This window comes from Methanolobus sp., from assembly GCF_016278365.1.
Lineage (GTDB): Archaea > Halobacteriota > Methanosarcinia > Methanosarcinales > Methanosarcinaceae > Methanolobus.
In genome coordinates, this window is sequence record NZ_JADQBZ010000011.1 from 102,919 (window position 1) to 125,466 (window position 22,548).

Below are 22,548 nucleotides of genomic sequence, written 5' to 3' on the forward strand. Positions count from 1 at the left end.
ATGAGAAAAAGTTGCATCCGGATTTTGAAGAAGAATGGCGAGCCTATACGAAGGGCACTTCTTGATATGGATCTGCTGGACAATGCTTCCAGGATCTGCTCGGAAGGTGACTTCCTTTACCTGCCCCTCACAGCAGAACCGCAGGATACAGAACTTAAGCTGCTGCCGGGAGATTTTGAGCTCACAGAGCAGGATTTTGAAGAGCATAAGGGACAACTGAAGCTTGAAGATCTTATGGAGGAAGTGCCGCATTTTGAAGTTATAGGAGATATCGCGCTAATCGAAGATGACGTGGCGCAGCCCGAAATGGTCGCTGAGGCCATCATGAAAGTCAAGGGCAATGTTAAAACGGTGCTTGCCGCCCTGGGACCTGTAGAGGGCGAGTTCAGAACCCGCAGGTTCAGGAGAATCGCAGGCGAGGAGAAGACCTCCACCATCCATAAGGAGTACGGCTGCAGATACTACATCGACCTTGAAAAAGCATACTTTACTCCCCGCCTTGCAACGGAGCGCTCGCGTATCCTGGCACAAGTCAGAGAAGGACAGACCGTCGTGGACATGTTCGCAGGTGTCGGCCCCTATAGCATAATGATAGCAAAAAAGAGTAATTGCATACGCGTAATCGCTATCGATAAGAATCCAGATGCTGTTGGATTCCTGCGGCGTAATATAGAACTCAATTCCGCGACTAACGTTGAGGCAATTGAAGGCGACGCAAACTTGTTAGCAGAGAGATTCCCGGGCCTTGCGGATCATGTCATAATGAATCTCCCCCACAACGCCCACGAGTTCCTTGATGCTGCAATCAGGCTGTGCGCATCTGGTGCTGTCATTCATTACTACGACATCACCTCCGAGAATGATCTATTCGGAAGTTCCCTGAAACTTATAGAAGGGGCTGCATGCAAAGCAAACCGGGAAACCGAAGTTATTAATACAAGGGTCGTCCGTTCCTATGCCCCGCACCAGTTCAACGTATGTATAGAAGTGAAAGTAATATAATAGAACATGACCATATAAGCGAAATCATTAAATCACTACATACGATTATAAGGTCATCCACATCTGCCTCTGTGGCTTAGCGGTATAGCGGCTGATTCGTAATCAGCAGGTCGGGGGTTCAAATCCCCCCGGAGGCTTTTAAACCATGATTCTAAACCTGCAGGCCGGATATTATTTAACCTTGTGATGATCGAAGGAAAAAAGAATCTTGAAAGGCATAGAACTCACAGAATCAAATAGATATATTTTTATATGAATTAATATAATTATAAGCTAGGCCGGGTTCATATCGTACCACCAACTTCAACCAACCAACAACCACCAACTTTTCATCCGGCCACTCTTTTCTCATGTTCCCACCAGACCGGAATCACTTAACCTGCATCAGAGTCAAAATTCCATGACAATTGCAGGTGGTTGCGATAAAAAAGGAGCTCTCTTTGATTCCTCCATGCTCCTGTGGGCTTTGCCTGATGGCGCGAACATGCCTCATGATAGAAACCAGATTGCGCCTTAGATCACTACCCCTGATGCCGCCTATGCCTGGCTTCATCTGATAACTTTCAAAAACCTGACCAGGATAACTCGAAGTCAGATCACGGACATAGCTTGTAATGGTACGGGGTTTCTTTCTGGCAAAAGTGCGGCAATAACTTTCCTGGCCGGGGCAGTTGTCAGGACATATTTCTCCTGGCTGCGCGTATGAGAAAAATATGGCGCCATGTTCAGGATAGTTTCCTGCAACAATGTCTTTTGGAAAAGTAGTGACAATATTCTCAAAATAGGTTCTCTTTTCAATTTCCCCATCATTCCCGCTTATAGAAAGCTTGCTCACAAGTCTACCCTGCCCGAAGTCCATGGCACAGGCCACTATATCCGCAGCAGCATGTGAAGGCACGGCAGGTATCACAAATTCAGGCAGCCCGTGGGTCAGGAGAGAAAAGACATCATTCACATCCATCCGGTGAAAATAAAAACGTGGCTCAGCAAATCCTCCCATCACCCCTGCTTTTCCCGCATCATTTTCTTCATTTTGAGAAGACTTTTTTAGTTTATCGTTTCCCTGAGTGATAGCCATGGATTTGATAATACCAACAATATGCCCCATGTCACTCACAACATCTGAATTCAATGAAGCTGGTGCATTGGCATCAGCATCGATCACAAGAACAAATGGGAAACGCGCTTTCTTTAAATACCTGAGAAAAGAGTCCCCTATCTTCCCGCCACCCAGGACCAGGTAGTATCCCCTGACAACAGGCAAAGACCCTACGAGGCGTATCCGTGAACTAATCAGTTCTACCAGAGCAGGACACATTACATAAAGTATGGACCAGGCTTTTAAAGAAGTTACCCTTTACATTGAAGCTTAAGGACAGAGTCCATGTACTTACTCAAATGAGCGCGAATAGCTGCCACATTATTATCATGCGGAAGCCTTTCCACTATCATATCGATGTAGCCCCGCTCTTTGACAAGGCGCAAGGTCTCGGGAAAGTTGAGATCAAACACCCATGAGAGCCTCGTAAGCCGCATGTCGTTGCAGGTCCGTACATTTGCGGTGCTTGCTATCCGGCAATTGAAGATATCATCCAGCAGATGATGCGAGTATTCAGGGACATCAGGAAGGCCCATATCAAGTGCAGGGTTCGGAAAGGAATCCTTTTCAGCATAGTAATCGGTCAAAACCTTGAGAATATCCAGTTTATCCGCATCTCTCACAAGCTTTGAATGAAAAAGGCATTTACTGTCGAGACCATCGGGAATTCTGTACATGTTATGATTCCCGATCGACCGATAGATGAGCTCCTGCTGCTCAGGAGACAAAACCGAGAGTATTCCCCCTGAACGCAGGACCTTTACACCCAGCAGTGCATGGTCCTCAGATTCGGAATCCTTGAAAGTCCTGTATCTGGATACCTGCTCAAAGCGGCCGATATCATGGAAAAGTGCAATAGTCATGGCAAGGTAATGATCTTCACAGTCCAGCTTTTCAGAAGCCGAGATTAATGAGGCATTCTTGCATACTCTCAGACTATGCCCTTCCTTGAGCTTGATGTTGCGGAGGATGAAACTGTCTTTCGAGTAGAAAGAACGTGCGTATTCCAGAAACCTCTTTTCAAGATCAGGGAACTCATCTTCTATCATCTGGTAGTGATTAACGTCTCGATCAGTATTGGATTTTTCTATGAAAAGTGATTGCCAATTTAATTGCACAGTATGTTTAAATAAGAGCAATAACAAAATTTGATATGTGGATTGAGTGTGATGCCTTCCTTATAGGAGCATCCATTTGTGTGGTTCCAATGCAGCAGATTTAAAGTGTGTTTATCATGCTGCATTTGAAAGGAGGAAATAACATGGTTGAAACAGCGATAATGAATAGTGTATATGGCCTGATAAACGCGTTAATCGCTTTTATCCCGCTTTTGATAGCCGTAATACTGCTAATAATCATAGGCTGGATAGCAGGAAGAGCCCTTGGAAAGATAGGGTCGCAGATTCTTGATAAAATCGGGTTGGATGACCTTATAAACAGAACATCCCTCGGGAGAATGATAGAAAGAACAGAGTTTACTATTGTGCAATTATTTGACGCAGTTATAAGATGGTTCGTTTATCTGATCTTTGCAGTCATTATCATAGACCTTTTGCAGATACAGGTTGTAGCAGCTTTTATAACAAGCATAATCCTATATATCCCGTTAATACTATCAGCGCTGGCAGTTTTGATAATAGGCTTGCTTCTTGTCGATTTCCTGGCAGGCCTTGTTAAAAATATCATTATTGCGACCGGCATTGATGAACGTCTGGAACGAACATCCATCGGAAGTGGGATGAGAACCAGCGGAATGACATTTTCAGGGTTGATAGCTGGCATTGTGAAGATCTTTGGTTATCTGGTTTTCATAATGGCTGCATTGGACATACTCAACCTGACGCTCATCGCAGGCATTGTTGCAGCCATGATAGCATACTTGCCAAGCCTGTTTGCAGGAGTCCTGATACTGGTCATTGGGCTTCTTGCGATAGACCTGTTCATGGATTATATTGGCAGCTTTATGAAGAACATGAGTGTCGAAGGCAGTGAGATATGGATGCCCGCTCTTCGGGGTTTCCTTGCATTGGTAGTAATCCTGCTTGCCCTTGATGCAATGCTCATAGATACGAGCATATTTTATATTCTCCTCAACCCGCTTGCCTGGGGAGTTGCAATCGTGGTTGCATTCAAGTGGGGCATAAAGGATGCCATTGTGGCTTATGCGAGAGAGAAAAAACAGTAGAGCCAATTATAGATGAGGGAGTAAAAGTGTAACATCGATGAAAGACCTTGACCCGGCTCATCGAAGCCGGGCTTTTTTCTTAATCTTTAGCCAGTCCTGACAGAACCAGGATAGAAACTTTTTTATTAACATACTCTTTCCTGCTATTATAGAGAAGGCAGGGACCCGATCATAATGAATGTAAGTTTGTCTGAAAGAGCAGTAAATATGCCGCCATTCCATGTTATGGAAGTACTTGAAAGGGCACAGGAACTAGAGAGAGAAGGCAGAGACATAATCCATCTTGAAATTGGGGAGCCGGACTTTCCTACCGCTCCGCATATATGTGAAGCTGCTGCTTCAGCGATGTGTTCAGGGAACACGAAGTACACTCACAGTCAGGGCATCCCGCAACTCCGGGAAGCTATAACCGAGAATTACAGATATAAATTTGGAGTTGATATCAGCCCCGAGCAGGTGATAATAACATCGGGAACAAGTCCTGCCATGCTTTTGCTGTTCATCGCATTAATTGATCCATACGACGAAGTGATAATGTCAAACCCGCATTATGCGTGCTATCCTAACTTTGTGAGGGCAGTTAGCGGAGTTCCGGACTTCATTTATACCGGCAGAGAAAGCGGTTTTATATTACAACCGGAACAGGTTGCTTCGAGGATAAACAAAAAAACAAAGGCAATACTTATCAACTCACCCTCCAATCCTACCGGCCATGTAATGCCACAGGAAACACTCAGGGGGCTGGCAGATGTTGCAGGGGATGTGCCCATAATATCCGATGAGATATACCAGGGACTGATATACGAAGGAGAGGACCACACCATTCTTGAGTTCACCGATAATGCCTTTGTGCTGAATGGATTCTCTAAACTGTATGCAATGACAGGATGGAGGTTAGGTTACCTGATCGCCCCTAAAGCACATATTCGCACCTTGCAAAAGGTACAGCAGAACTTATTCATATCCACGAACGCCTTTGTGCAACATGCTGGTATCGCCGCTCTCCGGGGTCCGCAGGAGATGGTGAGGGAGATGATATCAACTTACGACGAGAGAAGGCGCTATATGCTGAAGCGCCTGAGGGGAATGGGATTTGAGATTGAAGGCGAGCCAGGAGGAGCATACTATATACTTGCCGATGCCCGCCGATTCTCAGATGATTCACTGGAGTTGAGCCGAAGAATACTTGAGGATACGGGAGTTGCAGTCACTCCGGGGATCGATTTCGGTGACGGTGCTGAAGGGTACCTGCGTTTTTCCTATGCCAACAGTCTAAATAAGATAAAAGATGGGATGGACAGACTTCAGACATACCTTGCAGATTAAAACCGATACATCTATATAAGATAACATCGCCCATCATTACATACAATAGCTAATCCGAAAAACGGTAGGTTTTTATGACAACTGAAAGAACTGAAGATTACCTGAAAGCCATAGAAAAAGTTGTGGAGAGAAAAGGTTATGCCCAGGTAAAAGATGTTTCACGGGAACTGGAGCTCAGTTCACCAAGTGTTACCGGGATGTTCAAAAAACTTACCAAGCTAGGATACATCAACTATGAGAAATATGGCGGTGTCACACTTACCGAAGAAGGAGAGAGAATCGCCAAATGCACCATGGAGAAACACGGTGTCATCAGGGACTTCCTCTTACTACTTGGACTTGACGAGGAAAATGCCAATCTTGACGCATGCAAAATAGAGCATGTACTTGCACCCGAAACATTTGAGATCCTGACAAAGTTCGTCGAGTTCATTGATATGAGAAGTGAATGGCCATACTGGCTGGACCACTTCAGGCACTTTTACACTACAGGCGAATACATTGATTGCAAGCCTTCCCAGAAAGAAGATTGCCCGATACACAAGAATAATAAAAAGTAAGTATTAACTGCAAAGTGTATCAATAATGCATTGAAGGCTATGTTACTGACAGTTGCAAAGAGTGCACAGTCGATTCATTCCGGTTGTTTTGCATGCAGAAACATATTAGCTATCGCGATATTGCTATATATCAAAAGTAGGATTACCGTATCAGAGATTTTGATAGTAAGAAGGAACTGCTTAAAATGTCCGAGATCACGCTTGACACGCTTAAACCGGGAGACATGGCAAGGATAACCAAAGTACGTGTAAAAGGTCCTGCCAGAAGGAAGCTGTTAGATATGGGGATGGTCGCGGGTTCAGAAGTGGAACTTGTAAGAAAAGCACCATTAGGAGACCCGATAGAGTTCCAGATAAAAGGATATCATCTGTCGATAAGGAAAGAAGAAGCAAGCCAGATATTTGTCCAGAAGATAGAATAAAGAAACGGCCTTCAATATAAGACTTGCATATCGTATTTACATTAATGAGTGAGGAACCTATGGGAAACACGAAGATCAGAGTTGCTCTTGCAGGCAACCCAAATGTGGGAAAGACCACATTGTTCAACGCAATAACCGGGTCCCGACAACATGTGGGCAACTGGCCCGGTGTTACGGTTGAGAAGAAAACCGGAGTGAAGACCTACAGGGGATACGACATAGAGATCACCGACCTCCCTGGCACCTACAGCCTCACAGCATACTCAATGGATGAGATAGTTGCAAGAGATTATATTATAGAAGAAAAACCGGACATTGTTATCCAGATAGTCGACGCTTCGAACCTTGAGAGAAACCTCTACCTTACAACACAGTTAATGGAGCTTGAAACAGAGATGATCATAGCCCTTAACATGTGTGATCTCGCTCTGGAAAGAGGTGATAAGCTCTATATCGACAGGATGCAGGAAATCCTGGCAGCTCCTATCGTGCAGACTGTAGCAAGCCGTGATATCGGCATCGATGAGCTTCTCGACAGAGTTATCGAGCAGAAACAGGATGATAAGTACCACGGACGTGAGATTGGTTACGGCGACGTTATTGAGAGCAAGGTCCTTGAAATAGAGAAAATCCTGCTGACAGACCCAAGTCTCCAAAAGAAGTACCCTCTGCGCTGGATGAGTATAAGATTGCTTGAAGGGGACGGCAATGTTAAGGCAAAGGTGGAGAAAAGCCCGGTGTCAAAGGCCATCAATCAATTGCTTGCTTCTATTGACCAGGAAGAGTATGAGGCGGAGATAGCAGACAAAAGATATGTTGCCATCAATGCTATTTTTCCGCAGATATGCACCAGATGTAATGTCAGGCTGACAAAATCAGACATGATCGACCGAGTCCTGACAAACAAATACTTAGGAATACCAATATTCCTGGCCCTGATGTGGGGTGCTTTTGAACTTACCTTTGCATTCGCCACACCTTTCACCGACATGATAGAAAGGGTCTTTGTATGGCTGGCGGTCAATGTAAGCTCCGGCCTGGAGCCGCAATGGCTGGCCTCCCTGATAGGGGATGGTATCATCGGTGGAGTCGGAGCTGTGCTTACATTCGTTCCGAACATATTCATTTTGTTCTTTCTCCTGTCCCTGCTCGAAGGTAGCGGATATCTTGCCAGAGCAGCATTCATAATGGACAGGCTCATGTATAAGATAGGCATGCATGGAAAATCATTTATCCCATTGCTCATGGGATTCGGGTGCAATGTCCCTGCCATCATGGCCGCGCGCAGTATAGAGGATGAGAAGGACAGGCTTATTACTATATTAGTAGTGCCATTCGTATCCTGCGGAGCAAGGCTTCCGATATATATACTTCTGGCCGGGGCATTCTTTGGAAGACAAGCAGGAACCGTTGTGTTCTTCATGTATGTTCTTGGCATAGTTGTGGCAGTCATATCTGCCAAACTCCTCAGATCAACGATCGTGAAAGGTAAGCCTGCACCATTCATCATGGAAATGCCACCTTACCGCGTGCCTACGCTCAGGACGAGCATTGTGCACATGTGGGATAACGGGGCGATGTACATCAAAAAAGCAGGAACCATCATACTGCTTGGCGTAGTAATAATATGGTCCCTCGCGTCGTTCCCATGGGGAATAGAATATGGGAGTGAAGGAAGTTACGTAGGCATGATAGGTCACTTCTTTGCACCCCTACTTGAGCCCCTCGGTTTTGACTGGAAGATGACCGTAGCCCTTGTGTTTGGTTTAGTGGCAAAGGAAATAGTTGTGGCATCAATGGGAGTGCTATACGGAGTAGGAGACAACCCTGCAGCTCTGACCACAAGCCTGATCGCTGACCCATCCATAACCGCCCTTAGTGCACTCAGTCTCATGGTATTCAGTCTGCTGTATATGCCATGTGTGGCAACCCTGGGAGTTATTAAAAAAGAGACCGGCTCCTGGAAATGGGCGATTTTTGCCCTTATTTACGGGATTGTAGTTGCATGGCTAATAGCTTTCCTGGTATACCAGGGAGGAAAACTGCTTGGATACTGAACAGAGGTTATAAGATGAGCACTACAGACAAAATGCTGTTCGCCCTTATTATGGGATGTAGCTACATCCTTATTGGAATGGTCCAGTTGATAACAGGCGCCTTAAAAGCCCTGTCAGAAGCCAGCATGACAGAGTATGCAGGACATGTGATAGCAGACGGTCTGTTCATCCCGCCGGATATTATTGCAGGGATGATCCTCATGCTTATAGGATGCGTATTCCTGTATGGGGCATCAGAGATACACTCCGGAGTACACGAAGGAGTTGCATATGTTTATGTGGGAATCCTGCTTTCCCTTATATTTGCAGGAATATATGTGCTTGCAGCGACAGGCGACTTGCTTGAGGCCCATCTGCTAAAGAATGAGGAGTATGCCGGCTGGTCGATCCTTGATGCACTCAGGCCTGAGATATATCTGGGAGTGTTGTCGTTGCTCACATATCTTAAGTGGAAGGACAGCTTTGAAGTTGCAGAGAATTGAGTTGATATAATGCTTAAAGAGGTATTGAAAGGCCTTTACCTTGAGAACCTTTCATACGGAGAGGTTGCGCAACGGTTTAACATCAGCCCCGATACGCTGAAGGGAGTTATGCAGAATATGGAGCATATGGGCTACATCAGGGAGATTTGCGATGACGGCGAGCCAGCTGCCGGACAAGAGTGTTGCACCTGTCCTTCATCACCAGCGTGCCATAAATGGAAGTCCTACCACAACGGTAAAAAGTATGTCCTGACTGAAAAAGGAGATAGGATGATCAGCAAGGAATGATTATTTAGTTCTTACGCTGTTTCTCACAGGATACAAATCCAATTGACTTGAGATACGTGTTTTTATTCGATTACTGTACTGCCATTTTTCATAAATAATATAAGTACTTCAATCAATTTAAATAGTACTGCCTTCAAACATCAGTACTGTAGCATATACTTTTTAAGTTAGGACCTAATAGTAACTTACTAAATTTACAAAAAATTCAAGGGATACACATGAGAACAGGAGTTGCAATCGACCTAGGAACTAGTGGTATTAGAGCACAGAAGATAGACCTGGATAGCGGAGAAATAAAAAAGACAGTTATTACTCTTCGTAACCCGCTTCCGGGAGCTAATGTGATGGACCACCTTGACTTTGCTATTACATACGGACTGGAACTTGCTCACGGACTTCACGTGAATGCGGTAAGAAAGGTCATTGAGGCTTTGGGAATAGTGCCTGGAGAACTACAAAGAATGGCCATCTGTGGAAACCCGATACAGCTTTCCATATTCCAGGGAATCCCGATAGACGATCTTGCATATGCAGGGGAAAGGAAAAAAGAGAAGCTCAACATTAAGGAATCTGACAGGAGTGCACGTGTTGTCAATTGTTCCGAGGTCACCGGGCTTGAGGTTTATCCAAATGCAAAACTCGTGGTACCGCCCGCCATCAGACATGAAGTTGGAGCAGACGCACTTGCGCTTATTATAAAGTCCGGCTTCCTCGATACCCAGGAAACTGCTATTGCCACGGACTATGGTACCAACGCAGAAATGGCACTTATACACAATGGGACCATCTATACAGGTTCCGCTGCCGCTGGTCCTGCACTTGAAGGGCAGCAGATAAAGCACGGTAAACTGGCATCACCGTTTGTCATCGCAGATGTGGAATTTGAGAACGGCAACCTGCGCAACTACGTGCTTGATGCTGAAATGAATACGATAAAGGCAAAGCTTGTAGACCCAAAGAACGGAGAAGTATTAGAGGACAGCGAGCTTACTGCAAAAGGCATAACAGGTACCGGAGTTATTGCTATAATTGACGCCGGGATGAAGAACGGCATCATACAGCTTCCCAAGATAAACACGCCAGATCATATACTCTACCTGCAGGACAAGGTCAAGTTCTTTGAGAACGATGTCCAGGAAGCAGGTCTTGCTATTGGCGCCATAAGAGCCGGCCACCTTGCATTATGCAATGCAGCCGGTATAGAAGTCAGTGAAGTAAAGAAAGCATACATGTCAGGAGCTGCAGGCACCTACATGGATGCAGTAAAAGCACACCAGATAGGCATGGTGCCCTACAATGTAGATGAAGTGATCCAGATAGGCAATACATCACTCATTGTGGCAAGGGAGATCTTGCTCTCGGAAGAGAGGCTATGGGAACTTCAGGAAATCGCAAAGAAGATCCTAAGCAATCATATAATGTTTGCGACCGACCAGGGATTCAAAGATGCATATATCCAGGAGATATCCTACTGGACAGAAGGTATGCCCTTTAAGATGCTGAAGAAATTCCTCAAGAAGAAAGGGCTCCCCCAGATAGACCTCCCGGAACACATCGCAAGGGTCGATAAACGCGTAGTCAGAGATATTCCGGTGCTTGGCGATGAAGGGCTTGAGGTGCTGGAAAAAGTAGGCACGTTCCTTACCATGAAAGTAGACTGCCCCGAGTGCAAGAAGTGTGCCAAGGTTTGCCCCACAGACGCACTCACTATCGATGACGAAGGTGTGGTCATGATAAGTTCAGACCTCTGCGACGGTGCAAACTGTAAAAGGTGCATCAATGCATGCCCGAAAGATAAATTCAAGTGGGAAAATCTAGAAGTGCTGGAAATCCCAGCATGATCATTTTTTAGAGAAGGAGCATCATTTTTATGAAAGTATTAGTAATTGGTGGTTTTCTAGGCAGCGGTAAAACCACCACCATTTTGAGACTTGGACGGGACTTCAGCAATGCAGGAAAGAAAGTTGCTATTATAGTCAATGAAATAGGCGAGGTAGGGATTGATGGGGATGTGATATCCAAATACGGCCTCCAGACAACCGAGCTGACAAGCGGATGTATCTGCTGTTCATTGAAAGTGAACATGAAGACAACAATTAGCCTCCTGATCAGAGACTATAAGCCGGATATATTGCTCATTGAACCTACAGGTATTGCTTTCCCCCAGATTATCAAGAATGAGATTAACCTCATGGACCTGAAGGACACCACTATCCAGCCACTTGTAACGCTTATAGACGGAAGCAGGTTCAAGCAGTTGATGAAGGAAGTAAAACACTTCGCCATGAGGCAGATAATAGACGCAGAAGTATTAGGCATTAACAAACTTGACCTGATTGACAAGATACGGATTCCCATCATCGAAACTTCTGTCCACCAGTTGAACCCAAAAGCTAAAGTAGTTCCGCTTTCTGCCACATACGAAGACGAACACTGGCATGATTTTGTGAAATTGTTGTTTGGTGAAGGTGACGATGAGATGCTAAGAGAAAGAAGTCACGATGAACTGAAGACAGTCCTTCCGGGCATCCAGATGGTAGATAAAGCGACTGGTAAGCCACTCGAATATGAGATGAATTCCATCAATGCTTCAGGGATCACCAGTTATGCTACCGAGTACAGCATAGGCGATATCTCCACAGATAATGCAAAGTCAGTTGTCCAGGACCTGATAGAAAATATCAAAGCCGAAGTTATAAAGTCCAGTCCGGAATTTGTAGGGCACATCAAACTGTTCATGGAATCAGAAACGGATACTGTGAAGGCAAATCTGACAGCATTTGATATGGATATTACGTATGAGCTCATCCCATCTGGAAATGAGCATACCCGCAAACTAAAGATACTTTCAGCTGTATCCAACATCAAGCGTGAGAGACTGATCACTATTGTCAACAATGCCATTGAGGAACGGCTCAAAGGCGAAGGCATCGGTTTCACACATAAATTAAATGCACATTGAAAAGCACTTCAAAGGTGCTTACCCATTCGTCATAACCCCGTAGATCTTAATCCTATCTATTCTGGGAAGTTCCACAGGTTATGATTTATTTTCATGTTGATTACTTGTGCAGTGCCTGAAATGGTTACATTATCGGGTAAAAGGCGCAAGCTGAAATCGTTACTATTTAAGTATAACGCACACATGACTCGAAGTGATTTGTATGAATCAGTGCAAAGAAACATACACACGTCCTAAAATGTCAACAAAGTAACACTTTTACTTAAAGCAAGCGGTAAACAAAAGATCAGAGCAATGCAACATAAATAGAAAAGTAATACTGTTTTAATTAAAGATGCTATTTACAAGGCAGAAAAATATGAAAAAGGCAAGAAAAATTGCAGTTTTCTAAGTAATATATATAATAAGTTAAAGCGCCCAAATAAAGTATTCTTGATATAAATCAATATTAGTTGATTCAATTGAAAGAGATATAAGAAGCTATCCCCTAAAATGCAGAACTGTATACATTTAATAAATAAGTGAATGCACGACTTCTAAAATATAATGACTCCGAAGGCCACTTTTTTGTCGAAAAAAATGTTATCAAGAGAGACATTAGAAAAATATATACCCGTGATTTATTCAAATAGTAATATAAATAATCAAAACCGCTAGGTTTATATACAAACTTAGATTAAGTGGTTGTGTGGAAAGATGAAGTTGGCCACAGGCTGATAATCGCTGCAAAAGAATTGTGGAGATTCTTACGCGGCAAAGAGTGCCTGAGACCGGCTGAAATCCATCTGCTGCTCTGATCGTGAATGTTTTGAGCGATAGAGTAGCACAAAATTGATTGAAAGATCAATCTAGATACTAAGGAGGTAGAATAGATGGATATAGACCCAACCAAAATTTTAGTCAGGTACAATGTGCAGAAAGAGAAAGCACAGTCACCTGAACAGATGGCAACCGAAATGTTCCCAAAAGCAGAGCCTGCAAGATCAGTCGCTAAGGCTATATTTGAGGGAGAAGAGGACGACGTTATCGAGGCCCTGGAGAAGGCAATCGAGAATGGTGCAAACCCAATAGCACTTATTGACGACGTACTCATGCCTGGAATGAAGATCGTAACCGACTTATATGACCAGGGTGTAATTTTCCTGCCAAACGTTATGATGGCAGCCGATGCAATGCTCGAAGGTATCGAATATTGTAAAGAGACAGCAGGCACATCACCAAAGCCAAAGGGCACAGTTGTATGCCACGTAGCAGAAGGCGATGTACACGACATAGGAAAGACAATCGTAGCAGCACTCCTCAGAGCTGCAGGATTCACAGTTGTCGACCTCGGCCGTGATGTCCCAGTCGATGAAGTCATTGCAGCTGTAAAGAAGGAGAGCCCAATGATGCTCACCGGTACAGCATTGATGACAACAACCATGTATGCATTCAAGGAAATAAACGACAGACTCCTCGAAGCAGGCATAAAGATACCATTCCAGTGCGGTGGCGGAGCAGTCAATCAGGACTTCGTCGCATCCTACGAGCTTGGAATATATGGCGAAGAAGCTGCAGATGCACCAAAGATGGCAAGCGCAATACTGGCAGGCAAGGGCCTTGCACAGTTGAAGGATCAGTTCCACAAGCACTAAGGAGAGGTGAAGCAAATGGTTAAAAGATACACTTCCATGGCATACAAGAATGCCGATGATATGATTTTCGGAACTGCTGTTCACCCGGTAAAAGCTGAACTCGGATTAGAGGTCGGAGCCGGATACGTTACAGCAGAAGTAAACTACGCACCAAGGCCAGAAGCCGGTGTCTCCAAGGAGAAACTTATTTCTGAATACCGCAAACTGACAACTGACATTCTCGCAAGAGCTGTACAGATCGGTTTCCCAGCAGTATCACTTGAGACAGAACACGTAGAGCAGATGACCAACAACCCAACATGGGGAGGAGAAATAGCTCACGTACAGAAGACAATCCTCGAAGAATACCACGAAGAATATGGCATAAAGTGTGGTCTCAGGCACACCCCTGGTGACATACGTGAAGACCGTGACCTTCTTGCACTGATCGGTGGCAAATATGACAAACTCATGGAGTCATTCGAAGCAGTAGCAGATGGTGGAGCAGACTTCCTGTCAATCGAGACAATGGGTGGAAAGGAAATCCTCGACTACTCAATCCTCAGGAACGATGTACCTGGTATGATCTACGCAATCGGCTGCCTCGGCGGAATCGATATGGAAATGATCTGGACCGACATCAAGAAGATCGCAGACAAGAAGGGCAGAATTGCAGCCGGTGACACAGACTGTGCACAGGCAAACACTGCAATGTTCATTGCCGGTGGTCTCCTTGACAAGAACCTCGCACACACCCTCGCAATCCTTGCAAGAGTGCTGGCTGGTTCAAGGACACTTGTAGGATATGAAGCAGGCGCACAGGGCCCAGGAAAGGACTGTGGTTATGAGAACACCATAATCAAGGCCATCACCGGATGCCCAATCGCCCAGGAAGGAAAGACCGCAACCTGCGCACACGCAGATGTTATGGGTAACCTGACAATGCAGGTTTGTGACCTGTGGTCCAACGAGTCTGTCGAATACCACGGTGAGTTCGGTGGTACAAGCGTACAGTGCTGGTCCCAGACCCTGAACATGGATGCAGCTCTTATGAACACTGCAATCCAGACCGGAAATGCAAAAGTGCTCCGTGACATGATGTGCCTCTCTGACAAGTACAGAGACCCACAGGGCTACATCCTTGCATACGACAACGCATTCAAGGTAGGTCAGGCAATCGTCAAGGACGGAAACGACCTGTACCTCCGTGCAAAGAACGCTGTCGTCGAGACCATCAAGATTCTGGAAGCATCCAAGAAGGAAGGCAAACTCTTAATGTCCCGCTTTGAGCAGAATGCACTTGCAGACGCAAAGGCAGCTGTCGAAGCACTGACCAACGAGTCCGACTCCTTCATGAGCGACAGTCTCGCGAAGTACAAGGCAGAAGAACCAAGGTTCAAGCCAGAAGCTAACTACAAGTTCTAAATCTAGAACTTGTACTTTTTCTTTTTTTAATTCTATTACTAACACATTGTTCTTTTACGATAATCGATTATTTGCTAATGATTACTTGCAAAGTTAAGTCAATTCAAGATATATAATGCAGGCAGTCCAATCTTAATGTAAGCGTACCCTTAGGTCCTTGGGATAACCTACACCTACAACTATCAGTTTTGTTTCCAGCGGGTCGTATTTCCAGCCCTCGGGAGAGTAACTCATATGAGTGACCTCCACCTCTAGGTTCTCTTTACTTACCCCGCAGTCACCCATATATTCGGTAACCATTTTTTTCCCAAGCTCTTTTGAAGAATTGACTGCTTCACCATAAGTCCTGAACTCTCCCCTGCCAAGAGGAGAGAAAGCGTAGAATCCGGCATCCGGTTCAGCCACAGAGATCATCCTTATGATAAACTCGATCCTTTTGATCCCCTTACCAAAAAGTGCACCTGCAGCGTTTCCGACCTCAGCATAGTCCGGAACAATGATGTCAGCATCGATAACACTAGCAAGTTCCTGAGTGAGAGCCCTTACCGGGCCCCCCAGCAATACTACAGGAACATCCACTTTGAATCTTGCAGGAAACTGTCCGTCCACTATCCTCTTAACCCCTGACCTTTCGACATCCGGTAATAGAAATGACATCAGGTTAAAGGCCATGTTCTTTGCAACCATATTCTTGACCATAGAACTGAACTCCGATTTATCCATCTTGTTCATGCGTCCAAGTTTTTCAGCTCCGAGAGCTGAAGCTTCAGCATCCCAGCGGACATAGTCACCAAGAACATGCAACGCATCAGTAGGCGTGAAACCTACTGGCTGAATTAACCGTTTCTGTATAGAGAATCAAGAACAATACTTGAAGGATACTTCTTTGAAAGTGAGATTATTTCATCCAGGGGCATTGGTTCATAACCAAGCACATCCAGTACTGCAATCTCGGACTCATTAAGGTCGGAAGCATTAAAGCCGGATCTCATGAAGAACTTAGTCGGCTGAACGTTCCAGTCGAGCATGTGTCTTGGAGGAGTCACACTCTTTTGCAGTTTCTCCAGGAAAGAAGGATATCGGGTAGCAGCAATGCAGAGTGGAATAACTCTCCTTGGACCGATGAATATCTTTTTTGATCGCGTCCATACATGACTGTCACCACCCATGGCAGAGGTTTCCATCCTTGTTGCCCGGACCCGCGTTCTCCACCCGCCGACCATGGCACCGGCATCCGTGAGTTCAGGAACACCATCATATACAGCCGAAACATCCGTACTGGTCCCACCAACATCTATTACAGCACAGGTATCACAATGAGAAAGGTAAGATGCACCCACAAGGCTTGCAGCAGGGCCGGAAAATATAGATTCTACAGGTTTTTCCAGAGCCTCTTTCAATCCAACGACTGTACCATCACACTTCAACATGAGTAACTTTGCATTAATATTCCTTCGCTTGATTTCATCCATCACTGATTTGATAAAGTGATTGGAAATGGGCAACAACTGCGCATTCAGTGCTGCAGTTACAGCCCTTTCGTATGCACCCAGCTCCTGGGAAAGTTCATGCCCGCATACAACCGGCATTCCGGTCAATTCATGAACAAGAGTACGTATGACAATTTCATGTTCAGGGTTACGGATACTGAAAAAAGCGGAAACTGCAAACGCAGCAACTTCGTTTTTAACCTTCAAGGCAAAATTCCGGACCATTTCAACATCCAATGGCAGAACTTCCTCGCCATTGAAAGTGTGGCCGCCATCTACAATAACAGTATGCTTTGCAGGAAAATCTCCTTTTATTGGATGCTCACCGACCAGGATAAGAGCAACCGGACTGCCTGTGCCCTCAAGCACAGTATTTGTGGCAAGAGTTGTTGAAACCGATACAAGGCTTACCTTTCCGATATCCTCTTGCTTCAGGCCATCAATCGCATCCCTTATACCGTTTATGAGATCAGGGTATGTTGTAAGTGCCTTGCTTGAACTTACAATAGAACTATCAGAATTTCTGACCAAAATTGCATCAGTATAAGTACCCCCTGCATCTATTCCAAGGCTGAACTGCATGATATTGAACTCCTATAATATCCGGACCTAGCTGTGCCTGTAAGATCAGAATAAAGCACTATGCTAAGTAGAACAACGTGTACTAAAACCTTTACAAAAACATAAACCGCTAAAGCAAAGCAATCGAAAAAAGAAAGAAAGTGACATGGCATAGATAAACTATGTCATGCCAGAGAATTCAATTTATGCGAAGAATTCGTCTCTTGCTGCAACCATTGCCCTGATGTTGGAGCATGGTGTGTCCGGTGCAATTCCACAGCCCGGAGCAAGTACGTCAACACCGTCTTCAAGAGCCCTCTTGGAGTCTGCCTTGACCTTTGCCTCGTCACCTGAAAGCAGAGTGAACGGACTTGAAACATTACCACAGATAGTTACTTTGCCGGCAACCTTTGCCTTTGCTCCCTTGAGGTCCTTGACCTTCTCCTCAATGCTGATTGATGTGAAGTGGCAGTCTGCCATCATTTCAAGGATCGGGGACACATCGCCACATACGTGGAGAATCATTGGTGCATTGACACCATCTGCAAATCTCTGCAGTACTGGCTTGAGGATGGTACCGAATGTCTCAGGAGCCAGAAGGTCAGGGGACGCTACCGGATCTGGTACACTGATAACATCTGCGCCTGCTTCTACAAGGGCGTTTGCGTACTGTATGCATGCGTCACATGAAAAGTCGAGAATTGTCTGGAAAGCCTCTTGGTCCTTTATGGACCATTTCATGAACTTCTTGACGCTTGCAAGGTCAGATGCGAGAGTTACCGGACCTTCCATACCGGCTATTAAAGGAACCTCATCTCCGAGCTTTGCTCTGAGAATCTTCATAGTTTCAAGAACTACAGGTATCCTGCCCTGTGCAAGAAGGTTCTCAGGCATCTGAAGGTTTTCAACACCCTTGGGGTATGGGTGGTCTGTAACAGATGGCTGTCTGTTCTTTGTACCCATGTTGACGGTACAGCCCATTGCTTCTGCGAGAACTGTAAGGCAGTATGGAGCTCTTACACCCTCGAGACCGCATTCTGTGTGTGATGCCATTGCAAGGTCGGCCATTTTCTGTGCATCGCTGTGTGCCTCAGGCCATGCAGCGCCAGTCTTATCCATAAGTTCAACGATGGCGGTCTGTGTTACAGATACGACCGGAACTTTATCGACTTCTTCACCTTTCAATGCTTTGATAAACCTTTCTTTCATGTTCATAATGAATCCTTCTCTATTGAGTAGATTTTAGTCATCCTGATTTGCGTTACATCAGATATAAAACTATTGGATTGAAGCCGCTTTCACTTACTTATACATGAAAATCGCAGGAAGAAAGCATACAGCGGAGGAATGGAACCACACAAAGTACTGGAAAGTATGCAAAAAACCAAGCTTTAGCCCCAGAATCTCTTGTTCTTGGCATAGTTTCGCTCTGCTACAAGGATATCACGATAAAAAGTTTCCTCATCCTGTCGCATTTTTTGTATGACCCGTGTCGCCATTTCAGGACCGACACCCCTGCTTGCAAGGGCAATAACAGCCTGCTTCCCATGAGTCATAACGATATTGGCATTCCGATACACTTTCCTGACACGTTTAAGTTCTTCTCCGGAACTCACGTTCTCCTGCTTCTGCACCAGTTTGATCTCTTCTTCTTCCCAGGGCTTCAGGGATGCGATCATCCTGGAATCACACACAGGACAAATAATAGTTTCCGGAACGTTCTTTACCTGTCTGCGCGAGGTCCATTTCTTACAGTGAACGCAGAAGAGTATCACCCTGTCGTTCATGATCCTATCCTTAAGTGCCATTACAATAGATCTGTCAGCCTTCTCAGGAGCCACCAGATCTCTTTTCATGGAAAAGCCCGCTCTGCCCAGAGGAGTAGAAGGACTAATCATAGCCTGTATCCTGCCAGCCGAAACACCTTCCAGCACTTCAGAAGCCCGCTTCACATCCAGCATGTTGTGGAATATTTCTCTGATGACTTCATCATACATCGCCGTATCCCTGTAGATATCAAGCAGTTTCTTCATGCTTATCCGGTCATAATCGATATCCTTGCTCAGTGCACCAAATTTCCTGGCTACATGCACCATTTTCCATTTCATCAGAGAAGTGTTCTTCAGGGTCATCTCAATGATAGGCTCGATATGTTCCGGCTTTATTTCCATAAGAAGGTCAAAGATCTCTTTCGCTTTTATCCTTCGCGGAAGCTGCAATCTTATCCTGTAGGGGTCTATCTCCTGGGACACACTGCTCCCGTATCTTGCAGCGAGCAGGGACGTCAGCACCTTCGCAAGAGTCTCATTGACATTATGCCCAAAACATGCATTGATAAGAACAGCATCCCCATCATTCTCTATCACGAGCATACCTGCATGCGGGACCGGAAATCCGGCTTCAACGTGCTCCCTGACAAGGGACACTAGTGTTTCTGCACCTGTAACATCCACAGGGTAGGCTTCACGCATAAGATCAACTATCTCACCATCCTCCAGGCCTTCAAGCACCTTCGTACCAATAACCTGGCGGATCAGGCCCACCTCTCCGGCAACCTCGAAGGGCACAGGTATCTCCTCACCCACCCAGCTTGGTATCTCTCCCATTCCACGCACCGGCTCGACCTTTATTCTGTCCCGGTCACTGCTCATCTCAATTACCCGCCACATATCGCCCTTGGTTATGAAGACCGCACCCGGGGAAACAAAATTGATCACAAAGGCTTCGTCAAGCACACCCACTGGTCTACCGGTGACGATATCGAATATCTCGTATTTCTTTTCATCCGGTATCATGGACAGGTTATCATAGTAATACTGCCAGCTCTTCTTCCGGCGTGAAAGGATATCTGACCCCTCCTCATTCCAGACCATGCGGTAATCATTGATCTGTGAGATCACTTTTCGGAGGGTTCGCTCGCTAAGGTCCTTGAATGGATATGCGCGCTTAAAGATAGTGAACACCTTTTCAATATCCACGTCGCCGAAATCTATTACCAGGCCCGATATCTGGTTTGCCAGCACGTCAAGGGAATTCATGTGAGGAGATATCGCCTCCACCTTCCCGTTCATTGCGAGCCTGCATATAGCCATGCTCTCAGCCACATCATCAGACCCGATAGTCAGGATAGTACCTCTGGAGATCTCATGTATCCTGTGGCCGGCACGCCCGACACGCTGCAGGAGCCGGGACACCTGTCTTGGAGAACCATACTGTACAACATGGTCGACATTACCAATGTCTATGCCCAGCTCCATTGATGACGTGCATATCAGGCCCCGGAGGTCGCCGCTCTTGAAAGATTCCTCAGCCTCAATGCGGGAGTCTACTGACAGGGAACCGTGATGCACGCCGATGGGCAGGCCAAGCATCTTAAAACCAGCCGCTAATGCCTCAGCACTTTGGCGGGTGTTCACAAAGACAAGCGTAGAGATGTTATTCTCAACGATGTCCCGGATACACCGCAGCTGGGATGCAAACTCTGCTTCCGAGCCAACCTTGCCTCCGATCACAATGTCTTCATCAGTCACTGAAGGGCTCACTACATTAAATTCAAGCAATTTAAGCATGGATACGGACACAACAGTGGCCTTGCGGTCCGTGCCTGCCAGGAACTTTGCGACCTCTTCCGGATTGCCCACCGTTGCCGAGAGCCCGATCCTCTGGAACTCACCTGACAGTTCCACAAGCCTCTCAAGACCAACAGCAAGTTGGGTACCACGTTTTGAAGATGCCATCTCATGTATCTCATCCACTACAACATGGGTCACCGACTGCAAATTCTTGCGCAGACGGGAGCCTGTGAACATGGCCTGAAGGGTTTCAGGAGTCGTTATCAGGAAATCCGGCGGTTTGCGTGATTGTTTCTGCCTTTCGTACTGGGAAGTATCCCCATGGCGGACCTGCACATCGATGCCCAGCTCAGCTCCCCACCATTGTATACGGGAAAGCATGTCCCGATTGAGTGCCCTTAGGGGTGTAATATAGAGTGCCGAGATGCCGGCACGCTGCTCCTGACTCTTGGCAAGGATGGCGTTAAATATTGGAAGCACTGCGGATTCGGTCTTACCGGAGCCTGTGGGAGCTACCAGGAAAGTGTGATCTCCCCTTAGAATAAATGGGAGAACCTTTTCCTGAGGTTCCGTGGGCGCTTCAAAACCTTGTTTTCTGAGAGCCTCCTGTATCCGTGGGTCCAGTGTATTAAAAATATTCCCAAAACTCATTTTTTAACCACCTTCCTTTTACGCTTTCCAGTTCCGGGCCGGCTCTCCACCAGTTTACGGACATGCCTGAGAGCCCCAAGGCAGGTCCCATCGAGAAGATAGACCTGCGCATTATCGATATCCACAGCGCCCGAAGAGAATATCGGACCCAGAAGGTCGTCATCAAGGGATTCATTGAACGCTACGCCTCCGCACAGCTCGTTGAATGAAGGAATGATGATAAGTTCAGGCACATCCTTGCCTTTACGCAGCTGCATCCCGGAATCCCGGAAATGTTCCCCCAGAACATCCATATTGAGCTTTGTCCTGATCCAGCTTTGCTCTGTTACCGAGTAGCCGAGAGAATCAGTGAAACGGATGGTAGGATGATTATGAGCTGTAACGATGTACTGTGCACTAAGCAGGGAAGGATCCGGCCAGGTATGACCATGGAAGTAAGCAACTCCTTCTATGACAGAGCCACGCACAGGATGGATTCGGATGTCCGGCCTCCGGGGAACCAGATGCTCAATACCTCCGTCATGATTTCCCGGAAAGATGTCTATCGGAGCATATTCTGCAAGGGATTCCAGGAAATAGGGAATCTCATCTCTCTCCTGCCATGATATCTGGGGCACGTTATGCTTGAGGTCCCCCAGCAGGATAATCCTGTCAGGAGATTTCTGCCTGATGTATCCGAGTATACGCTCAAGTCCGTGCTTCATACGGCTGGGAATTGATATCCCGCTCCGATATAGATCCCATTCTATCCCCAGATGTATATCCCCGACTACAAGTGCCGTTGTCGTACTTCTGACAATAAGTGCAGGCTCATCAACCACAGGTTCAAGTTCTATTACCATTTCAACCAAAG

The 22,548-nt window shown here is 45.9% G+C and carries 19 protein-coding genes and 1 tRNA gene; 13 read left to right on the forward strand and 7 right to left on the reverse strand.

The window, feature by feature from the left end; all coding sequences use genetic code 11:
- Together QZZ22_RS12230 and QZZ22_RS12235 are read left to right on the forward strand one after the other, a co-directional pair.
- Positions 1 to 1,002 carry a class I SAM-dependent methyltransferase family protein gene (locus QZZ22_RS12230; RefSeq protein WP_292465280.1) on the forward strand — a complete coding sequence of 334 codons (1,002 nt, stop codon included), beginning with the start codon at positions 1 to 3 and terminating at the stop codon, positions 1,000 to 1,002.
- A 65-nt stretch (positions 1,003 to 1,067) separates the two neighbouring features.
- Positions 1,068 to 1,139 (forward strand) — tRNA-Thr (locus QZZ22_RS12235).
- A 233-nt stretch (positions 1,140 to 1,372) separates the two neighbouring features.
- Here QZZ22_RS12235 and QZZ22_RS12240 read toward each other — a convergent pair.
- Both QZZ22_RS12240 and QZZ22_RS12245 read right to left on the reverse strand, forming a co-directional pair.
- The gene (locus tag QZZ22_RS12240) at positions 1,373 to 2,320 is read right to left on the reverse strand and encodes a hypothetical protein (RefSeq protein WP_292465282.1); all 948 of its coding nucleotides are present in this window, start codon (positions 2,318 to 2,320) and stop codon (positions 1,373 to 1,375) included.
- A 32-nt stretch (positions 2,321 to 2,352) separates the two neighbouring features.
- Positions 2,353 to 3,150 (reverse strand): HD domain-containing protein, encoded by a 798-nt coding sequence (locus QZZ22_RS12245; RefSeq protein ID WP_292465284.1) that lies wholly within the window; start codon positions 3,148 to 3,150, stop codon positions 2,353 to 2,355.
- A 212-nt stretch (positions 3,151 to 3,362) separates the two neighbouring features.
- Between QZZ22_RS12245 and QZZ22_RS12250 the strand changes: the two genes are divergently transcribed.
- From QZZ22_RS12250 to mtaB, 11 genes are all read left to right on the forward strand, one after another.
- Positions 3,363 to 4,286 carry a hypothetical protein gene (locus QZZ22_RS12250; protein WP_292465286.1) on the forward strand — a complete coding sequence of 308 codons (924 nt, stop codon included), beginning with the start codon at positions 3,363 to 3,365 and terminating at the stop codon, positions 4,284 to 4,286.
- A 174-nt stretch (positions 4,287 to 4,460) separates the two neighbouring features.
- Positions 4,461 to 5,612 (forward strand): pyridoxal phosphate-dependent aminotransferase, encoded by a 1,152-nt coding sequence (locus QZZ22_RS12255; RefSeq protein WP_292465288.1) that lies wholly within the window; start codon positions 4,461 to 4,463, stop codon positions 5,610 to 5,612.
- Between the two features lie 74 nt (positions 5,613 to 5,686).
- Positions 5,687 to 6,172 (forward strand): metal-dependent transcriptional regulator, encoded by a 486-nt coding sequence (locus QZZ22_RS12260; protein WP_292465290.1) that lies wholly within the window; start codon positions 5,687 to 5,689, stop codon positions 6,170 to 6,172.
- A gap of 185 nt (positions 6,173 to 6,357) precedes the next feature.
- Positions 6,358 to 6,594 carry a FeoA family protein gene (locus tag QZZ22_RS12265; protein ID WP_292465292.1) on the forward strand — a complete coding sequence of 79 codons (237 nt, stop codon included), beginning with the start codon at positions 6,358 to 6,360 and terminating at the stop codon, positions 6,592 to 6,594.
- A gap of 59 nt (positions 6,595 to 6,653) precedes the next feature.
- Positions 6,654 to 8,651: a ferrous iron transport protein B gene (gene feoB / locus QZZ22_RS12270; RefSeq protein ID WP_292465572.1), complete on the forward strand. Its 1,998-nt coding sequence runs from the start codon at positions 6,654 to 6,656 to the stop codon at positions 8,649 to 8,651.
- A 14-nt stretch (positions 8,652 to 8,665) separates the two neighbouring features.
- Positions 8,666 to 9,133, forward strand: coding sequence for a hypothetical protein (locus QZZ22_RS12275; RefSeq protein ID WP_292465294.1), 468 nt, complete (start codon positions 8,666 to 8,668; stop codon positions 9,131 to 9,133).
- A gap of 9 nt (positions 9,134 to 9,142) precedes the next feature.
- Positions 9,143 to 9,421, forward strand: a complete 279-nt coding sequence (locus QZZ22_RS12280) for a FeoC-like transcriptional regulator (RefSeq protein WP_292465296.1) — start codon at positions 9,143 to 9,145, stop codon at positions 9,419 to 9,421.
- 218 nt (positions 9,422 to 9,639) lie between these two features.
- On the forward strand, positions 9,640 to 11,262 hold the full coding sequence (locus QZZ22_RS12285) for a methylamine methyltransferase corrinoid protein reductive activase (protein WP_292465298.1): 1,623 nt from the start codon (positions 9,640 to 9,642) through the stop codon (positions 11,260 to 11,262).
- Positions 11,263 to 11,291: 29 nt separating this feature from the next.
- Positions 11,292 to 12,383: a GTP-binding protein gene (locus QZZ22_RS12290; protein WP_292465300.1), complete on the forward strand. Its 1,092-nt coding sequence runs from the start codon at positions 11,292 to 11,294 to the stop codon at positions 12,381 to 12,383.
- An 872-nt stretch (positions 12,384 to 13,255) separates the two neighbouring features.
- Positions 13,256 to 14,017 carry a methanol--corrinoid protein MtaC gene (mtaC, locus tag QZZ22_RS12295; RefSeq protein WP_292465302.1) on the forward strand — a complete coding sequence of 254 codons (762 nt, stop codon included), beginning with the start codon at positions 13,256 to 13,258 and terminating at the stop codon, positions 14,015 to 14,017.
- Positions 14,018 to 14,032: 15 nt separating this feature from the next.
- On the forward strand, positions 14,033 to 15,421 hold the full coding sequence (mtaB, locus tag QZZ22_RS12300) for a methanol--corrinoid protein co-methyltransferase MtaB (protein ID WP_292465305.1): 1,389 nt from the start codon (positions 14,033 to 14,035) through the stop codon (positions 15,419 to 15,421).
- Positions 15,422 to 15,553: 132 nt separating this feature from the next.
- Here mtaB and QZZ22_RS14075 read toward each other — a convergent pair whose 3' ends face one another.
- The 5 genes from QZZ22_RS14075 to QZZ22_RS12320 all read right to left on the reverse strand — a co-directional run bounded on the left by QZZ22_RS14075 (position 15,554) and on the right by QZZ22_RS12320 (position 22,537).
- Positions 15,554 to 16,225: a hypothetical protein gene (locus tag QZZ22_RS14075; RefSeq protein ID WP_342765107.1), complete on the reverse strand. Its 672-nt coding sequence runs from the start codon at positions 16,223 to 16,225 to the stop codon at positions 15,554 to 15,556.
- A gap of 32 nt (positions 16,226 to 16,257) precedes the next feature.
- Positions 16,258 to 17,493: a hydantoinase/oxoprolinase family protein gene (locus QZZ22_RS14080; RefSeq protein WP_342765108.1), complete on the reverse strand. Its 1,236-nt coding sequence runs from the start codon at positions 17,491 to 17,493 to the stop codon at positions 16,258 to 16,260.
- Positions 17,494 to 17,676: 183 nt separating this feature from the next.
- A complete protein-coding gene (gene mtaA, locus QZZ22_RS12310; RefSeq protein WP_292465309.1) occupies positions 17,677 to 18,687 on the reverse strand; it encodes a methylcobamide:CoM methyltransferase MtaA in 1,011 nt (336 codons plus the stop codon).
- Between the two features lie 176 nt (positions 18,688 to 18,863).
- Positions 18,864 to 21,695 carry a DEAD/DEAH box helicase gene (locus tag QZZ22_RS12315; protein ID WP_292465311.1) on the reverse strand — a complete coding sequence of 944 codons (2,832 nt, stop codon included), beginning with the start codon at positions 21,693 to 21,695 and terminating at the stop codon, positions 18,864 to 18,866.
- Positions 21,692 to 22,537, reverse strand: coding sequence for a metallophosphoesterase (locus QZZ22_RS12320; protein ID WP_292465313.1), 846 nt, complete (start codon positions 22,535 to 22,537; stop codon positions 21,692 to 21,694). The genes QZZ22_RS12315 and QZZ22_RS12320 overlap by 4 nt, the downstream gene beginning before the upstream one ends.
- Positions 22,538 to 22,548: the final 11 nt, after the last annotated feature.